Raw genomic sequence first — 16,238 nt, 5'->3', positions numbered from 1 at the left:
TGACCAGCGGCTGTGCGCTGTGAGTATGCCCGATCGGCGGCACCGCGTCACCAGTTAACGACCGCTTACTTCAAGAAACCTGCCGCGGGCCGGACGAGGGCCCTCTCCGCCAGATTGGTCCGCACCATTGACCAACTGGTCTAGTCCTCCTAATCTTTCGCTCCACCGCGTCATCGCGTTCATGCCAAGCGACTCGCACTCCCCTCCCCCCACGAGGAGACACTGCATGCCATCCCCCCACCGTTCCCGCACCTGGCGGGCCCTCGTCTCCGCCGCCTGCACCGCCGTGCTCGGTGCCGGGCTGCTCGCCGGCGCGGGCGCGCCGACCGCCACGGCCGCGGCCCCCGCCGAGGAGACCGCCGCCGGTTCCAAGGTCATCGGGTACTTCACCGAATGGGGCACCTACGACCGCAAGTACTACGTCAAGAACATCGAGACCTCCGGCTCGGCCGACAGGCTCACGCACATCAACTACGCCTTCGGCAACGTCACCGGCGGCAAGTGCGCGATGGGCGACTCCTACGCGGCCACCGAGCGCACCTACACCGCCGACGAGTCCGTCGACGGCGTCGCGGACACCTGGGACCAGCCGCTGCGCGGCACCTTCAACCAGCTGCTCGAGCTGAAGAAGAAGCACCCGGACCTCAAGGTCCTCTGGTCGTTCGGCGGCTGGACCTGGTCCGCCGGTTTCGGCGAGGCCGCGAAGGACCCGGCCGCGTTCGCCCGGTCCTGCTACGACCTCGTCGAGAACTCCAAGTGGGCCGACGTCTTCGACGGCATCGACATCGACTGGGAGTACCCGAACGCCTGCGGCGCCACCTGCGACACCAGCGGCCGGGACGCCTTCCGGGAGCTGATGTCGGCGCTGCGCGCCACGTTCGGCTCCGACAACCTGGTCACCGCGGCGATCACCGCGGACGCCACGGCGGGCGGCAAGATCGACGCGGCGGACTACGCGGGCGCCGCCCAGTACGTCGACTGGTACAACCCGATGACGTACGACTTCTTCGGCGCCTGGGACGCGGCCGGTCCGACCGCCCCGCACTCGGCGCTGACCTCGTACGACGGCATCCCGAAGGCCGACTTCCACTCCTCGGCGACCATCGCGAAGCTCAAGGGCCTCGGCATCCCGGCCGAGAAGCTGCTGCTCGGCATCGGCTTCTACGGCCGCGGCTGGACCGGTGTCACGCAGGCCGAGCCCGGCGGCACCGCCACCGGCCCGGCGGCCGGCACGTACGAGCAGGGCATCGAGGACTACAAGGTGCTCAGGACCAAGTGCCCGGCGACCGGCACGGTGGCCGGCACCGCCTACGCCAAGTGCGGCAACGACTGGTGGAGTTACGACACCCCGGCCACCGTCGCGACGAAGATGGCGTACAAGGACGAACAGGGCCTCGGCGGCACCTTCTTCTGGGAGCTGAGCGGCGACACCTCCGACGGGGAGCTGATCAAGGCCATCCGGTAGGTCCGGCGGACGCGCGGGGGCGGGGTTCCACGGGGGGACTCCCGCCCCCGCCGTCGTTCCCGGTGCGGCTCAGTCCGCGCGGTGGGCGGGCGCCGGGGCCGGGTGGGCGGGGTCGAGCTCCTCGATGGCGCGCAGGGCCCCGCCGAGCGTCTTCACCAGCAGCTCGCACATGGTTTCGCGGGTCGGTTCGCCCCGGTCGATCCAGTCGAGCGCGGCTCCCTCCACGCTGCACACCCACGCCAGCAGCCCCATCCGCGCCACCGGCGCGATGTCCCTGCGGCCCCAGGCGCCCTCGGCGATGGTCGTGACGATCGCCTCGCGCACCCCGTCCCGGACCGCGTGCACCTCGGCGTCGGACCCGACGCCGCCGCTGACGATCGCGCGGTAGGCGGCCTGGTTGTGTTCCGCGTAGCGCAGACAGCTGTCGACGGTGCGGTGCACCCGCTCCGCGGGCGGCAGTTCGCTGCCGCTCGCCGCCAGGGCCACCAGCCCGGCCACCGAGTCCTCGATGATCGCCAGGTAGTAACCGCGCTTGGAGCGGAAGTAGTAGTAGATGAGCCCCTTGGCGACCCGCGCCTGACGCGCGATGTCGTCCATGGAGAGCGCGTCGTAGGACGTGTCGGCGAACAGCCGCCGTCCGATGGCGATGAGTTCGGCGCGGCGCACCGAGGAGCGCGCGGTGCCGCGCGCCGCGGGACGCACGGCAGGCTGCGGGATGTTCACTGACGACCCAGGTCTTTCGCGGGCGGCGGGACTGGGCGGCAGTATGGCAGGTCGGCCGGCGGGCCGGGTCACACCCGGCCGGATCCGGTCACAGCAGTCCGAGCTGGGTCACGAACATGGCGACGACCACGACGAGGGTCCATCCCATGACGTGCTCGAGGATCTTCGGGCCGTCCTCCCCGGGGCCGCCGGTGCGGACACGGGTGACGGTGGCTGCGTTCGCGGTCATGGCTTCTCGCTGGTGTCGGTGGTGCGGTGGACTCCCCCTGCGGCTCTGTCCACCTTGCCACCGTGGGCGGCCCGTGCGGCCGAGACGTTCCTCACAGGCCCGGCGGGCACCGGGACGTCCCGGTGCCCGCGGCCCGCGGCCCTTCAGCGCACGCCCACCGCCGCGAGCGCCTTGCGCTGGCGCGGGGTCGGACGGGCCGGGAAGTAGAGGTAGCAGACCCCTCCGGTGCCGGAGACGACCTTGCCGGAGGCGTTGTACCGCTTGGTCCGCAGCCAGATGTTCTCCCACTCGCGCCGCTTGTAGACCCGGCGCACGGCCTCGTTGTCGTCCGAGGCGGGGTCGTTGGCGATCACGTCGCCGTCGGCGGTGAAGCCGATGACCGTCATCAGGTGCCCGGACGTGCCGTACCCGGCCCCGGTCAGCTCCTCCTCGCGGAAGGACTGCGAGGTGATGGCCGGGATACCGGCCGCGATCAGCGTCTCCAGGTCGGTGAGGGAGCCGAGGCGGGTCACCACGCCCTGGAGGTCCCGGAACGTCGCGGCGTACGCGGCGTTGAACGGCCAGTTGCCGCAGCCGGCGTACTGGTAGTCGTAGGTGTGGCGGGCGGCGTGGCAGACCTGCGGGTCGGCGTACGACGGGTCGACCCAGGACAGCTGCTCCTCGGTGAGCCGGCCGCCCCAGTACTCGATGATCATCTGCGAGGAGGTGGGGCTGCACCAGGCCTCGCCGCCGTTGTCGTACTCCGGGTACTGGCCCTTGTGGATCTCCTGCGAGTAGCGCGGGACGATCAGTTCCCTGGCGAGGCCCGGCTCGGAGGCGGGGACGGTGAACCGGTCGGGGATGTCGGAGCCCATCGCGCCGACCCTCCACACGGTCGGGGTGAGGTCAGTGCCGGGACGGCGGTGGAGGGTCAGGCGCAGGCGGTAGGAGACGATGCGCAGGCCGGAGGCCGCGTCGTCGACGGCGAGGGTGTCGGTCCACACGCTGCTCCTGCCGTCGCCCTGGTCGTCCACCGAGGTGCGCCGGATGTCCTGGTCGCCGGCCGCCCAGCGGCCCATGACGTACCAGGGGGTGTCCGTGCCGTCCGAGTACGTGCCCTTCAGCTCGACCTGGAGCCAGGTGCCCTCCGGCGTGCGCGCGTTCCAGGAGGCGATCGCCTCCGTCGCGGGAACGGCGAGGCGGTGCACCGGCGAGGTCCAGGTCGCGTACTCCCAGGCGGCCGTGCGTCCCGTGTGCGGGTCGGTGTACTCCGTGGTGCCGGCGGCCTTCGCGATCACCAGGCCGGGGCGGGCGCCGGCGACGGCACGGGTCCCGTCGGCCGCACCGCCGCGCCAGTCGGCGTACGAGGTCCAGGCCCGGTTGTCGACGGCGCGGGCGGCGTCGGTGGCGTCGGTGCGGCCGCGGGCCGCGGTGCCTGCGGCGGCCGGGCCGGCGCTCCCGGCGACGGCGGCGACGACCGCCGCGGCCAGGAGGGTTCTGCGGGAGGGCAGTTCGGCTCTGCTCATGGGTGGCGGACCCCCAGGTGTCGGAGTCGGGACAGGACCGGTGCGCGTTCGGCCGGACGGCGTGCGCCGGCCGGATGGTGCGGGTGTGCGCCAACTATGGACACAGCCGGGCGGTTCCTGCCAGCACCCGGGCCGTGCCACCGCCGAGCAACATGGGACTCGACCAATGACGGCACCGGCCGTCCCCGCGTACCGCTCCCGTCGGCTCGGCGGCGGGCGGGCGATCCGGGTCCGGCCCGCCCGTGCTCGAACTCCTGTCCTTCAGTGGTCCGGTGCTCCGGCCGACGACGGCACCTCGAGGACGAAGAAGAGGAAGGTGGTTCTCGTCGACAGGTCGCGGAAGCCGTCGGGGAACAGCTCACGGGCCGCCGGGTCGGGCTGCGGCTCGCCGAGGGACACAAGGCGGAAGCCGGCGGTGGTGAAGGCGTCGGTCATCGCGTGCAGCGGCCTGCGCCAGAACCGCATCGGATGGGACCGCCCGTCGAACGTCCAGGGGAAGGTGTAGCTGGTGGTCGCGAAGTAGTCGGGCCGGGCCTCGTGGATCGTGTAGGCCACGAAGGGGTGGTCCACCGACGCGATCAGCCGGCCGCCGGGCCGCAGCACGCGCCGCATCTCGGCCAGCGTCGGCCCCCAGTCCTCCAGGTAGTGCAGCACCAGCGAGGCGACCACGTCGTCGAACACTGCGTCGTCGAACGGCAGGCGGTCGGCCAGGTCGGCCCGGTGCAGGTCCGCGTCCTCGCCGAGCCGGCGCCTGGCCAGCGCCAGCATCGCGGCGCTGGCGTCGACGCCGGTGACGAGGGCGCCGCGCTCGCGCAGGGCGGCGGACAGCGGGCCCGAGCCGCAGCCGGCGTCCAGGATCCGGCGGCCGGCCACCTCCCCGGCGAGGGCCAGCATGGCGGGCCGCTCGTAGTACGCGTTCACGAGGCCGTTCTCGGTCTCCGCCGCATACGCCTCGGCGAAGCTGTCGTAGTCGTTCCAACGGGCCGGATCGGCCGGCCGGGCGGGCTGCTCGGGCACATCGGTCACGCGGTCCATCGTCGCAGCGTAGTGGTCGCGTGATCCGCCGGACGGAACCTACAGTGCTCCCGTCGGTCCCCGCGGATCGCCGCCTGCGCACCGACGCCCATCACGGCCACCGCCACCGCAACCGCCACCGGGAACAGCCATGCACGATCTCGCCGCCCGCGTCCGCCGGCTCGGCCCGTCCTGCGGGCCCGTCCGGCTCGTCGCTGTGGACGGGCACGCCGGTTCCGGCAAGTCGACGTTCGCGGGACGGCTGGCGCAGGAGCTGGACGACGCCCCGGTGCTGCGGCTCGACGACATCGCCAGCCACGAGGAACTGTTCGACTGGACCGGGCGGCTGCTGCGCCAGGTGATCGAACCGCTCGGCCGCGGCCGGACGGCGCGCTACGCCCCCTACGACTGGCGGACCCGGCGCTTCGGACCGCCCCGCCCGCTGCCGCCCGCCCCGGTGGTCGTCGTGGAGGGGGTCGGCGCGGGACGCCGGGCGCTGCGCCCGCACCTGGCGCTGCTGCTGTGGATGGACCTGCCCCGGGAGGAGTCCTGGGCGCGGGGGCGGGCCCGGGACGGCGCGGAGCAGCGGGATTTCTGGGACGGCTGGGTCCGCGCGGAGCGCGCACACTTCGCCGACGACCCCTCACGCCCCTTCGCCGACCTCCTGGTGCGGCAGCGGCCAGGGGGATACGAGGTTCTTCCGGGGCCTTCCGGGACGGGTGTTGCGACGACCTTGCTCACACACGGTGACGAGCCATCCTCGTTGTGGTGAACCTGTGAAGAGCGGTCCCGGACAAGTTGCCGGAGTACCCCAACTCGGCTTGACCTGGGGCCCGTACAGGTCTTACGTTCTCAATGTGCGGCCCCTTCGGAGCCGCCGGCAGACGCGAAGCCCCCGGTTGTTCCCCCGTGATCGGGGGCTTCGTTCTGTCCTCTTCACGTTTTGCGACCGCCCAGTGGCATATGACGATCACCGTCGGTCACCGGGACCCGTCCACGACCTCCCGCCCCACCTCGCCCTTCGACGTGCGCGGCACCCTACGGACGTGACGCCGCCGCAGGTACGATGCCCTCGGTGCGACCTACGGACGTTGCTTCGCGCACCTTGCAACTCCGGTCCGCGGCACAGCGGTTCGGCCTAGGGAAGCCGACGGCGGAGTGGCCGGCCGGCATACCGACGGGGGCACGGTTTGTGGGGGACGTGATGGACTTCGGCACGCAGGGCCCGCAGGCCCCGGCCGACCTCGCCTGGCTGCGGGGCGTGGACGCCTACACGATGGGCGCCTACCCGCAGGCCGAGGAGGAGTTCCGCACCGCGGTGCGGATCGACCCGGGGATGGCCGACGGCTGGCTCGGACTGCACGCGCTGCGCGTCGACACGACGACCGCGCTGCTGCGGATGTTCCGGCACCGGGAACGCTTCGGCGAACAGCGCACCCGGCACCGGCGCACCCTCAACTCCTGGTACTGGCTGGGCTGGTGGGTCCAACCGGTGCTGGAGAGCCCCCGGGACCTGCTGCTCGCCCACGCCTCCCACTGGCTGGACGGCCGCCATGTGCCCGAGCTGGACCGGGCGCTCGCCGGGCTGCCGCCGGTGGACGCCGATCCGCAGGTCCGCTTCCTGCACGCCTGCCGCGCCTACCTGGTCAAGGACTGGGAGCAACTGGTCCGGCACACCGACCCCCTGGTCGAGGACCCGATGCTGGGCATCGAGGCGGGACTGTTCGGCGGCATGGCCCGGGTGCGGCTGGAGATGTACGGGCAGGCCGAACCGCTGCTGTCCGCCGCGCTGATGCGGTGCCGCAGCGAACAGCCGCAGCGCAAGGAACTGCGCTACTGGCTGGCCCGCGCCCACGAGGGCACCGGCCGCAGCGCCGCCGCACTCCCCCTGTACCGGGCCGTGCACCGGGTCGACCCGGCCTTCATGGACACCTCGGCCCGGCTCGCCGCGATCTCCGAGGGCGACGGCTACGACGACGCCGCGGACCTCGCCGCCATCACCCTCACCGGCGCCGGCCAGGACATCGTGGACGGCCCCGACGTGCTCGACCCGCTCTTCGGCACCGAGGGCCGCGACCTCAGGCTGTCCGACGCCGAGCCGCCGCCCGCTCCCCCGCCACCGCCCGGCCGCCCCGCGGTCCGCGAGCGGGCCGGCGGCCCGGCGTCACCGCTGCCGACCGGCCCCACCGACCCCGCGTTACTGGAGGAGGCGCTCGCCGAACTCGAACGCATGGTCGGCCTGGAGCCGGTGAAGCGCCAGGTCAAGGCGTTGTCGGCGCAGCTGAACATGGCCCGGCTGAGGGCCGGGCAGGGGCTTCCGGTGCAGCCGCCGAAACGCCACTTCGTCTTCTCCGGCCCCTCTGGCACCGGCAAGACCACGGTGGCCCGCATCCTGGGCCGCGTCTTCTACGCCCTCGGCCTGCTCGGCGGCGACCACCTGGTGGAGGCCCAGCGGGCGGACCTGGTCGGCGAGTACCTCGGGCAGACCGCGGTGAAGGCCAACGAACTGATCGACTCCGCGCTCGGCGGCGTCCTCTTCGTCGACGAGGCCTACTCGCTGTCCAACTCCGGCTACGGCAAGGGCGACGCGTACGGCGACGAGGCGCTCCAGGTGCTGCTGAAACGGGCCGAGGACAACCGCGACCACCTGGTGGTGATCCTGGCCGGCTATCCGGAGGGCATGGACCGGCTGCTGGCCGCCAACCCGGGCCTGTCCTCCCGGTTCACCACCCGCGTCGACTTCCCGTCCTACCGCCCCCTCGAACTTACCGAGATCGGCAAGGTGCTGGCCGCCGAGAACGGCGACCAGTGGGACGAGGAGGCGCTGGACGAGCTGCGCTCGATCGCCGGGCACGTGGTGGACCAGGGCTGGATCGACGAGCTGGGCAACGGGCGGTTCCTGCGCACGCTGTACGAGAAGAGCTGCGCCTACCGGGACCTGCGGTTGTCGGTGTACCCCGGGACGCTGACGCGGGAGGACCTGGCGACGCTGCGGCTGGCGGACCTGATGCAGGCGTACGGGGAGGTCCTGTCGGGGCGGGGGCCGCAGGATCCGTCGCCGATGTGAGACACCGGCGACGAGCCGGGCCGGCGCACGCGGGACGCCACCGCGCCCGGCACGTGCCGCCCCCGGCCGGCCGGCGCATGCCGGACCCCGCGACCCCGGGGTGACCCGGACAGCACACCTAGCCCTGGGCCATGGCCTCCTCCGGTGTTCCGCCCGCCCGCTGGGCCGTCACCGTCACCTCGCGGTGGGCCGGGTCGCGCACCTCGCCGACGAGGAGTTCCAGTACGTCCTCCAGGGCGACCAGGCCGAGCACCCGGCCGGAGGCGTCGGCCACCTGGGCGAGATGCGTCGCGGCGCGGCGCATCACCGTCAGGGCGTCGTCCAGCGGGAGTTCGGGCCGCAGGGTCGTCATGGGCCGCCACAGGCGCTGCGGGACGGCCCGGTCGGAGTCCTCCAGGTCCAGTACGTCCTTCACGTGCAGGTAGCCCATGAAGGCGCCGCCGTCCGCGGTCACCGGGAAACGCGAGTACCCGGTGCGGGCGGTGAGCGCGACGATCTCCGCCGGGGTGACCGCGGGGCTGACCGTCACCAGCGACCCGTGGTCCAGCAGGACGTCCGTCACCGGGCGGGAGCCCAGCTCCAGGGCGTCCTCCAGGCGCTCGGCGTCCTCGGGGTCGAGAAGGCCCGCCTGGCCGGCGTCCTCCACCAGCCGGTTGAGCTGTTCGCTGGTGAAGACGGCCTCGATCTCGTCCTTCGGCTCCACGCGGAAGAGCCGCAGGACGGCCCGGGCGCAGGCGCCGAGCCCGACCGTGACCGGCTTGCACAGACGGGCGAACCACACCAGTCCGGGACTCAGCCACAGCGCGGCCTTCTCGGGCGCCGCCATCGCCAGGTTCTTCGGGACCATCTCGCCGACGACGAGGTGGAAGAAGACGACGACGGCGAGCGCGATGACATAGCCGAGCGGGTGGATCATGCCGTGCGGCAGGTGCATCCACGCGAAGACCGGCTCCAGCAGACGGGCGACCGTCGGTTCGGCGACCGCGCCGAGCGTCAACGAGCAGACGGTGATGCCGAACTGGGCGGCCGCCATCATCTGCGGCAGGTGCTCCAGGCCGTACAGCACCCGGCGGGCGCGGGCGGTGCCGAGCGGTTCGATCTGGCTGCGGCGGACCGACACGAGCGCGAACTCGGCGCCCACGAAGAAGCCGTTGGCGAGCACGAGCAGCGCGGCGAACAGGAGGTGCAGCACGCTCATCCGGCCGCCTCCACCAGGAGCAGCGGGGCCGTCCTGACGAGGCGGACCCGTTCGGCGCGGTAGTGGCCGACCCGGCGCACCGACAGCCGCCAGCCGGGCAGCTCCGCGCGGTCGCCGACGGCCGGGATCCGGCCGAGCAGGTCGGCGACCAGGCCGGCCACCGTCTCGTACGGTCCCTCGGGCACCTCCAGGCCGATGCGCCGCAGGGTGTCGACGCGGACGCCGCCGTCGACGTCCCAGGCCGGGTTGCCGTCCTCGGGCGGGGCGGCGGCGAGCTCGGGGACGTCCTGCCCGTCGTGTTCGTCGCGCACCTCGCCGACGATCTCCTCGACGATGTCCTCCAGCGTGACGACCCCGGCCGTGCCGCCGTACTCGTCGACGACGACCGCGATGGGCTGTTCGCTGCGCAGCCGCTTCAGCAGCGGCCGTACGGGCAGGGTCTCGGGAATCAGCAGCGCCGGGCGGGCGATGCGGGCCACGGGGGTGCGCAGCCGGTCGTGCACGGACACCGCGAGGGCGTCCTTGAGGTGCACCATGCCGACGATCTCGTCGATCCGCTCCCGGTAGACGGGGAAGCGGGACAGACCGGTGGCCCGGGTCAGGTTGACCACGTCCTCGGCGGTCGCCGAGGACTGCAGGGCGCTGACCCTCACGCGGGGTGTCATGACGTGCTGCGCGGTCAGTTCGCCGAGGGACAGGGTGCGCACGAAGAGGTCCGCCGTGTCCTGTTCCAGGGCGCCGGCCCGGGCGGAGTGCCGGGCCAGGGAGACCAGTTCGCCGGGGGTGCGGGCGGAGGCCAGCTCCTCGGCGGGTTCGAGGCCCAGGGACCGCACCAGGCGGTTGGCCACGGCGTTCAGCCCGGCGATGACCGGGCGGAACAGGCGGGCGAACGCGTGCTGCGGGCCGGCGACGAAGCGTGCGACCTGGAGCGGGCGGGACACCGCCCAGTTCTTGGGCACGAGTTCGCCGATCACCATCTGCACGGCCGACGCCAGCAGCATGCCGACGACGACGGCGACGCCCGGGACCGCGCCCTCGGGTATGCCGATGCCGGTGAAGGGGCCGTGCAGCAGTGCGGCGAGCGCGGGCTCGGCCAGCATGCCGACGACGAGGGAGGTGATGGTGATGCCGAGCTGGGTGCCGGAGAGCTGGAAGGAGAGTTCCTTCAGGGACTCGACGACCCGGCGGGCGCGCCGGTCGCCGTCGGCGGCGGCCTGTTCGGCGTCCGGACGCTCGACGGTGACGAGTCCGAACTCGGCGGCCACGAAGAAGCCGTTGGCGAGAATCAGCAGGAATGCGGCTGCGAGGAGCAGCAGGGGGGTGGTCATGATGCCGCCGCCTCCGCATGCGCGCGCGCCGTGGGCAACGGGTGCGCGCTATGTCGGCAGGGGGCGGCGCAGGTACTGCAGGACGATCCGTCCATCGCCGGAGGGGGTCACTCCTCGGGTAGTCAGGGGCCCCTGGGCACCGGGCGGGGCGACAGGGGCGGAGGCGCTGTCGGCGCGCCTCCGCCCACCAGATTAATCAAGACAGGGGCGGCCGCGTCAGATGGACGTCCCCGGTACATCCCGCAGGTGTCCCCGACGCACCCCCGAGGGCCGGCCCGGTGTCAGCCCCGGGACGGGCCGGGGCCGGCGGTGGAACGCGCCTCGGTGAGTGCCCGCAGGGCGCGCGCGTCGGCGATGGCGCGCTGCCTGGCGATGCCGGGCTGGATGCCGAGCGCGGGCAGGCTGGTGCCGTCACTGAGGTCGAGGAAGACCCAGGGGTCGCCGGGGCGGAGGTTCACCTGAAGGATCTCCGCCCATTCCAGACGGCGGCGGCTCACGATGTTGACGACGGTGACGCCGTCCTCGTCGGCGACGACCTTCGGCCGGGCCAGCAGGAACAGCACACCGGCCAGCAGCGCGGCGGTGAACACGAAACTGACCCGCTCACCCGGGCTGAGCTGCCGGAGCATCAGCGCGATCAGCGTGATGACCGCGAACAGGGCGACGCCGGCGGTGAGCAGCACCGTGCGGGTGCGGGCCGGACGGAAGGTGACGGGCAGTGCGGGCGGCTGCTCCGGGAGGCTGTCGGACATGGTGCGGCTCCGGGGCCCGGTCAGAGGCGGCAGGCGTGGATGGCCGTGGTGAGGATGGCGCGGGCGCCGATGTCGTACAGGTCGTCCATGATGCGCTGCGCCTCCTTGGAGGGGACCATCGCGCGGACGGCGACCCAGCCCTCGTTGTGCAGCGGGGACACGGTCGGGGACTCCAGGCCGGGGGTGAGCGCGACGGCCTTCTCGAGCTGCTCGACGCGGCAGTCGTAGTCCATCATCACGTAGGTCCGGGCGACCAGGACGCCCTGGAGGCGGCGCAGGAACTGCTGCACCTTGGGCTCCTCGCCGTCCGCGCCGGTGGTGGGGGTCCCCCCGGGCGAGTGTGTTCGAGCCCGGGGGAGGATGACGACGGCCTCGGACTGCATGATCGGCTCGCCGACGACCTCCAGGCCGGCGTTGCGCAGGGAGGTGCCGGTCTCGACGACGTCGGCGATGACCTGGGCGACGCCGAGCTGGATGGCGGTCTCGACGGCACCGTCGAGGTGGACGACGGAGGCGTCGATGCCGTGCTCGGCGAGGTGTCCCGCGACGATGCCCTCGTAGGAGGTGGCGACCGTCTTGCCCGTCAGGTCCGCCAGGTCGGCGACGGTGCCGGGCTTGGTGGCGTAGCGGAAGGTGGAGCGGGCGAAGCCGAGCGGCAGGATCTCCTCGGCGTCGGCGCCGGAGTCGATGAGCAGGTCGCGGCCGGTGATGCCGATGTCGAGCTGCCCGGAGGCGACGTAGATGGCGATGTCGCGGGGGCGGAGGTAGAAGAACTCGACGTCGTTGACCGGGTCGACGATGCGCAGTTCCTTGGACTCGCGGCGCTGCTGGTAGCCGGCCTCATGCAGCATCTCCGCCGCAGGGCCGGAGAGTGAACCCTTGTTGGGGACGGCGATGCGCAGCATGAGGTCGGCTTCCTTCGTGTGGAGGGGTGGTGTGCGGGGGCGTGCGGTCACAGGTGGGCGTAGACGTCGTCGAGGGAGATGCCGCGGGCGACCATCATCACCTGGACGTGGTACAGCAGCTGGGAGATCTCCTCGGCGGCCGCTTCCTTGCCCTCGTACTCGGCGGCCATCCAGACCTCGGCGGCCTCCTCGACGACCTTCTTGCCGATGGCATGGACGCCCTTGTCCACCAGTTCGGCGGTGCGGGAGGTGGCGGGGTCGCCGTGTGCGGCCTTGTGCTGGAGCTCGGTGAAGAGCTCCTCGAACGTCTTCTTGGACATGGTGGTCCTTACCCTACGCGGTGACGGGGGCTGCTCACCGCCAGGGTTCGGATACTGAACGCAAGCAGGCCGCGGTCGCCACCGCCGCGGTGACCGCCTCGTGGCCCTTGTCCTCGCTGGAGCCGGGCAGGCCGGCGCGGTCGAGGGCCTGCTCCTCGTTGTCACAGGTGAGCAGACCGAAGCCGACGGGCACGCCGGTGTCGACCGAGACCTGGGTGAGGCCCTGGGTGACGCCCTGGCACACGTAGTCGAAGTGGGGCGTGCCGCCCCGGATGACGACGCCGAGGGCGACGACCGCGTCGTAGCCCCGGCCGGCCAGGACCTTGGCGACGACCGGGAGCTCCCAGCTGCCGGGGACCCTGAGCAGGGTCGGCTCGTCGATGCCGAGGTCGTGCAGGGCGCGCAGGGCGCCGTCGACCAGTCCGTCCATCACCTTCTCGTGCCACTGTGCCGCGACGACGGCGACCCTGAGGTCCCCCACGTCGCGTACGGACAGTTCCGGTGCACCCTTGCCGCTCACGTTGCTCCTCGTGGTTCTGTTACTGGTTGCCGCAGGCGGGCACGGTCGGCGTGTCCAGCCAGGGCAGGTCGTGGCCCATCCGGTCCCGCTTGGTGCGCAAGTACCGGAGGTTGTGCTCGCCCGCCGTGACGGGCATCGGCTCGCGGCCGGTGACCTCGATGCCGTGGCGGGCGAGCGCGTCGGACTTGTCGGGGTTGTTGGTCAGCAGGCGGACGCCGCGGACGCCGAGGTCGGCGAGGATCTGCGCGCCGGCGCCGTAGTCGCGGGCGTCGGCGGGCAGGCCGAGTTCGAGGTTGGCGTCGAGGGTGTCGCGGCCGCGTTCCTGGAGTTCGTAGGCGCGCAGCTTGGACATCAGGCCGATGCCGCGGCCCTCGTGTCCGCGCAGGTAGACCACGACGCCGCGGCCCTCGTCGCGGATGCGGTCCAGGGAGGCGTCCAGCTGGGGGCCGCAGTCGCAGCGCAGGGAGCCGAAGACGTCGCCGGTGAGGCATTCGGAGTGGACGCGCACGAGGACGTCCTCGCCGTCGCCGAGGTCGCCGTGGACGAGGGCGACGTGCTCGACGCCGTCGACGGTGGAGCGGTAGCCGTACGCGGTGAAGGTGCCGTGGGAGGTGGGCAGGTGCACCTCGGCCTCGCGGCGGACGGTGGGTTCGGCGGAGCGGCGGTAGGCGATCAGGTCCTCGATGGAGATGATCGTCAGGCCGTGCTTGCGGGCGAACGGGATCAGCTCGGGCAGCCGCAGCATGCGGCCGTCCTCGCCGGCGATCTCGACGATGGCGCCGGCCGGGCGCAGTCCGGCGAGGCGGGCGAGGTCGACGGCGGCCTCGGTGTGGCCGTTGCGGGCGAGCACGCCGCCGGGGCGGGCGCGCAGCGGGAAGACGTGGCCGGGCCGGACGAAGTCGTCGGGTCCCGTGGTGCCGCCGGCCAGCAGCCGGAGGGTGGTCGCGCGGTCGGCGGCGGAGATGCCGGTGGTCACGCCGTGGTCGGCGGAGGCGTCGACGGAGACGGTGAACGCGGTCTTCATCGACTCGGTGTTGTCCTGGACCATCTGCGGGAGCCGCAGCCGGTCCAGTTCCTCGCCCTCCATGGGCGCGCAGATCAGGCCGCGGCACTCGCTCATCATGAAGGCGACGATCTCCTCGGTCGCCTTCTCCGCGGCGATGACGAGGTCGCCCTCGTTCTCGCGGTTCTCGTCGTCGACGACCACGACGGGGCGGCCGGCCGCCATGTCGGCGACGGCCTGCTGGACGGGGTCGAGCACGAAGTCCTCGACGGCGTCGAGGTCGCCGAGATGGTCGAGGTTGTCCGTGCCGTAGGCGGTGGGTGCCGCGTTCATGCCGGCGCTCCTTCCAGGGCGGGCCGCGCGTCGCGGGAGCGCAGCCACCAGTCGCGCAGTCCCCACAGGACGAGCGCGCCGTAGATGACGTAGACGAAGCCGGAGAAGGCGAACCCGTTGGCGAAGTTCAGCGGGACGCCGACCAGGTCGACCAGCAGCCAGGCGAACCAGAACTCGACCATGCCGCGGGCCTGGGCGTACATGGCGACGATCGTGCCGACGAAGATGTAGGCGTCCGGCCAGGGGTCCCAGGACAGGGACGGGTAGGCGGTGAACAGTCCGCCGACGGCGAGGGTGCCGAGGACGGCCCCGCCGAGCAGGGCGGCCCGCTCGCGCCAGGTGGCGAACCGTACGGCGATCGAGCCGTCCTGGGCCTGCTGCCGGCCGCGGTTCCACTGCCAAAAGCCCCAGGCGGCGACGAGCATGACGACGATCTGCTTGCCGGCGCTGCCGGAGAGGTGGGCGGTGGCGAAGGCGGCGAAGAGGATCAGGCCGGAGACGAACTGGGCGGGCCAGGTCCAGATGGAGCGCCGCCAGCCGAGGGCGAGGGCGATCAGTCCGACCACGTTGCCGATCATGTCCGACCACTTGATGTGCTGGTCGAAGAGGGTGAACGCCTCGGAGTTCAGCCAGTTCACCGGGCCGCCCCCTCGCCGACGACGCGGTCGCCGAGCATCCGCTCGACGTACTTGGCGATGACGTCGACCTCGAGGTTGACCGGGTCGCCGGGCTGCTTGGTGCCGAGCGTGGTCAGGGCGAGGGTGGTGGGGATGAGGCTGACGGTGAAGTAGTCGGGTCCGGCGTCGACGACGGTGAGGCTGATGCCGTCGACGGTGATGGAGCCCTTCTCCACGACGTAGCGGGAGAGGTCCGCGGGGAGGGAGATCTTCACGATCTCCCAGTTCTCGGACGGTGTGCGCTCGATGATCTCGCCGGTGCCGTCGACGTGGCCCTGCACGATGTGGCCGCCGAGGCGTCCGCCCACGGCGGTGGGCCGTTCGAGGTTGACGCGGGAGCCGACGGTGAGGGCGCCGAGGCTGGAGCGGTTCAGGGTCTCCGCCATGACGTCGGCGGTGAACTCGTCGCCGTCGTGGTCGACGACGGTGAGGCAGACGCCGTTGACGGCGATGGAGTCGCCGTGCCGGGCACCTTCGGTGACTACGGGTCCGCGCAGCCGGAAGCGACAGGCGTCGTCGAGGGTTTCGACGGCGGCGATCTCGCCCAGCTCTTCGACGATTCCGGTGAACACTTCCCGGGTCCTCCTGCCTCTTCGGGCACGGACTCCGGGGCTGTCGATGACGACAGAGATCACGGACGACAACAACCGGGGCGACGCCGGACAGGGCTCGCCGCAGGGGCGAACCGGTACGGCGGCGCGCATGGATGCTCGCCCGCCGCGCACTGCCTCCCATCCGGACTTTAACCGTCGGTCCAGGAATTTCACCTGGTCAACCGGTCGCTGGAGGCGACCGGGTCGCGGACTGTAACCGCCGGTTCGGACTTTCACCGACCCCGGAGTGCGCTGCTACTGGTACAGGGCCAGTGTGCCACGGCCGGACGTCACCCATGCGGGCGAGGGGTGTGGGGTGCCTCACAGCGGGTGACCCGAGGACTGCCGAGCGTCGCACGAGAGACAACTCCCCTGCTTCCGCGACCTCTTGACACCCACCCAAGTGGTCCATACCTATTGACGCTCTGGTCTAGTCCTCTTAGGGTCTGCGCATCGCCTCCGGCGGCCGGGCGGGCGCCGCCCACCGGCGGCGCGTGATCGGCCCCTTCACCGGACGGCGCACCGGCAAGGACGTCAAGGCGCCGGTCCCGGTGGGCGGTTGCCACGTCGACGACAGCGGCGCCCGCGTCGACTCCGTGGCCACGC

At 72.3% G+C, this 16,238-nt stretch carries 16 protein-coding genes and 1 riboswitch; of the genes, 3 read left to right on the top strand and 13 right to left on the bottom strand.

Features of this window, described 5'->3' with window-relative positions; all coding sequences use genetic code 11:
• Window positions 1-226 precede the first annotated feature (226 nt).
• On the top strand, window positions 227-1,465 hold the full coding sequence (locus FGW31_RS29315; RefSeq protein ID WP_142196563.1) for a glycoside hydrolase family 18 protein: 1,239 nt from the start codon (window positions 227-229) through the stop codon (window positions 1,463-1,465).
• A gap of 69 nt (window positions 1,466-1,534) precedes the next feature.
• Here FGW31_RS29315 and FGW31_RS29310 read toward each other — a convergent pair whose 3' ends face one another.
• From FGW31_RS29310 to FGW31_RS29295, 4 genes are all read right to left on the bottom strand, one after another.
• Window positions 1,535-2,188, bottom strand: a complete 654-nt coding sequence (locus tag FGW31_RS29310) for a TetR/AcrR family transcriptional regulator (RefSeq protein ID WP_142196562.1) — start codon at window positions 2,186-2,188, stop codon at window positions 1,535-1,537.
• An 88-nt stretch (window positions 2,189-2,276) separates the two neighbouring features.
• Window positions 2,277-2,417, bottom strand: a complete 141-nt coding sequence (locus FGW31_RS29305; RefSeq protein WP_142196561.1) for an SCO1431 family membrane protein — start codon at window positions 2,415-2,417, stop codon at window positions 2,277-2,279.
• Window positions 2,418-2,560: 143 nt separating this feature from the next.
• Window positions 2,561-3,922, bottom strand: a complete 1,362-nt coding sequence (locus FGW31_RS29300) for a peptidase C39 family protein (protein WP_142196560.1) — start codon at window positions 3,920-3,922, stop codon at window positions 2,561-2,563.
• 261 nt (window positions 3,923-4,183) lie between these two features.
• Window positions 4,184-4,957 (bottom strand): class I SAM-dependent methyltransferase, encoded by a 774-nt coding sequence (locus FGW31_RS29295; protein WP_142196559.1) that lies wholly within the window; start codon window positions 4,955-4,957, stop codon window positions 4,184-4,186.
• Window positions 4,958-5,087: 130 nt separating this feature from the next.
• Between FGW31_RS29295 and FGW31_RS29290 the strand changes: the two genes are divergently transcribed.
• Both FGW31_RS29290 and FGW31_RS29285 read left to right on the top strand, forming a co-directional pair.
• Window positions 5,088-5,708, top strand: coding sequence for a uridine kinase family protein (locus FGW31_RS29290; protein WP_142196558.1), 621 nt, complete (start codon window positions 5,088-5,090; stop codon window positions 5,706-5,708).
• A 432-nt stretch (window positions 5,709-6,140) separates the two neighbouring features.
• A complete protein-coding gene (locus tag FGW31_RS29285; RefSeq protein WP_142196557.1) occupies window positions 6,141-8,003 on the top strand; it encodes an AAA family ATPase in 1,863 nt (620 codons plus the stop codon).
• Between the two features lie 118 nt (window positions 8,004-8,121).
• Here the strand turns inward: FGW31_RS29285 and FGW31_RS29280 are convergent, their stop codons facing one another.
• The 9 genes from FGW31_RS29280 to FGW31_RS29240 form a co-directional block, all read right to left on the bottom strand.
• Window positions 8,122-9,201 (bottom strand): hemolysin family protein, encoded by a 1,080-nt coding sequence (locus FGW31_RS29280; protein ID WP_142196556.1) that lies wholly within the window; start codon window positions 9,199-9,201, stop codon window positions 8,122-8,124.
• Window positions 9,198-10,529, bottom strand: coding sequence for a hemolysin family protein (locus tag FGW31_RS29275; RefSeq protein WP_142196555.1), 1,332 nt, complete (start codon window positions 10,527-10,529; stop codon window positions 9,198-9,200). The genes FGW31_RS29280 and FGW31_RS29275 overlap by 4 nt, the downstream gene beginning before the upstream one ends.
• Window positions 10,530-10,810: 281 nt before the next feature.
• The gene (locus FGW31_RS29270) at window positions 10,811-11,281 is read right to left on the bottom strand and encodes a PH domain-containing protein (protein WP_142196554.1); all 471 of its coding nucleotides are present in this window, start codon (window positions 11,279-11,281) and stop codon (window positions 10,811-10,813) included.
• A gap of 20 nt (window positions 11,282-11,301) precedes the next feature.
• Complete coding sequence (gene hisG / locus FGW31_RS29265) at window positions 11,302-12,186, bottom strand: ATP phosphoribosyltransferase (protein WP_142196553.1); 885 nt, start codon at window positions 12,184-12,186, stop codon at window positions 11,302-11,304.
• A 47-nt stretch (window positions 12,187-12,233) separates the two neighbouring features.
• A complete protein-coding gene (locus FGW31_RS29260) occupies window positions 12,234-12,506 on the bottom strand; it encodes a phosphoribosyl-ATP diphosphatase (protein ID WP_004990764.1) in 273 nt (90 codons plus the stop codon).
• A 34-nt stretch (window positions 12,507-12,540) separates the two neighbouring features.
• The gene (gene ribH, locus FGW31_RS29255) at window positions 12,541-13,026 is read right to left on the bottom strand and encodes a 6,7-dimethyl-8-ribityllumazine synthase (RefSeq protein ID WP_142196552.1); all 486 of its coding nucleotides are present in this window, start codon (window positions 13,024-13,026) and stop codon (window positions 12,541-12,543) included.
• A 19-nt stretch (window positions 13,027-13,045) separates the two neighbouring features.
• Window positions 13,046-14,362: a bifunctional 3,4-dihydroxy-2-butanone-4-phosphate synthase/GTP cyclohydrolase II gene (locus FGW31_RS29250; RefSeq protein ID WP_142196551.1), complete on the bottom strand. Its 1,317-nt coding sequence runs from the start codon at window positions 14,360-14,362 to the stop codon at window positions 13,046-13,048.
• A complete protein-coding gene (locus FGW31_RS29245) occupies window positions 14,359-15,000 on the bottom strand; it encodes a nicotinamide mononucleotide transporter family protein (protein WP_142196550.1) in 642 nt (213 codons plus the stop codon). Before FGW31_RS29245 ends, FGW31_RS29250 begins: the two co-directional genes overlap by 4 nt.
• A complete protein-coding gene (locus FGW31_RS29240) occupies window positions 14,997-15,611 on the bottom strand; it encodes a riboflavin synthase (RefSeq protein ID WP_142196549.1) in 615 nt (204 codons plus the stop codon). The genes FGW31_RS29245 and FGW31_RS29240 overlap by 4 nt, the downstream gene beginning before the upstream one ends.
• A gap of 145 nt (window positions 15,612-15,756) precedes the next feature.
• Window positions 15,757-15,887, bottom strand: a riboswitch (FMN riboswitch).
• Window positions 15,888-16,238 lie beyond the last annotated feature (351 nt).

Origin of the sequence: Streptomyces calvus (assembly GCF_006782915.1) — a bacterium.
In the GTDB taxonomy this organism is placed as follows: Bacteria; Actinomycetota; Actinomycetes; order Streptomycetales; family Streptomycetaceae; genus Streptomyces; species Streptomyces calvus.
The sequence above is the reverse complement of the archived record's forward strand: the minus strand, read 5'-3'. Positions and strand labels throughout refer to the sequence as shown.

Coding starts and splice junctions, on each gene's coding strand:
- FGW31_RS29315 (WP_142196563.1), top strand. CDS start 227: ATGCCATCCCCCCACCGTTCCCGCACCTGGCGGGCCCTCGTCTCCGCC.
- FGW31_RS29305 (WP_142196561.1), bottom strand. CDS start 2,417: ATGACCGCGAACGCAGCCACCGTCACCCGTGTCCGCACCGGCGGCCCC.
- FGW31_RS29300 (WP_142196560.1), bottom strand. CDS start 3,922: ATGAGCAGAGCCGAACTGCCCTCCCGCAGAACCCTCCTGGCCGCGGCG.
- FGW31_RS29295 (WP_142196559.1), bottom strand. CDS start 4,957: ATGGACCGCGTGACCGATGTGCCCGAGCAGCCCGCCCGGCCGGCCGAT.
- FGW31_RS29290 (WP_142196558.1), top strand. CDS start 5,088: ATGCACGATCTCGCCGCCCGCGTCCGCCGGCTCGGCCCGTCCTGCGGG.
- FGW31_RS29285 (WP_142196557.1), top strand. CDS start 6,141: ATGGACTTCGGCACGCAGGGCCCGCAGGCCCCGGCCGACCTCGCCTGG.
- FGW31_RS29280 (WP_142196556.1), bottom strand. CDS start 9,201: ATGAGCGTGCTGCACCTCCTGTTCGCCGCGCTGCTCGTGCTCGCCAAC.
- FGW31_RS29275 (WP_142196555.1), bottom strand. CDS start 10,529: ATGACCACCCCCCTGCTGCTCCTCGCAGCCGCATTCCTGCTGATTCTC.
- FGW31_RS29270 (WP_142196554.1), bottom strand. CDS start 11,281: ATGTCCGACAGCCTCCCGGAGCAGCCGCCCGCACTGCCCGTCACCTTC.
- hisG (WP_142196553.1), bottom strand. CDS start 12,186: ATGCTGCGCATCGCCGTCCCCAACAAGGGTTCACTCTCCGGCCCTGCG.
- FGW31_RS29260 (WP_004990764.1), bottom strand. CDS start 12,506: ATGTCCAAGAAGACGTTCGAGGAGCTCTTCACCGAGCTCCAGCACAAG.
- FGW31_RS29250 (WP_142196551.1), bottom strand. CDS start 14,362: ATGAACGCGGCACCCACCGCCTACGGCACGGACAACCTCGACCATCTC.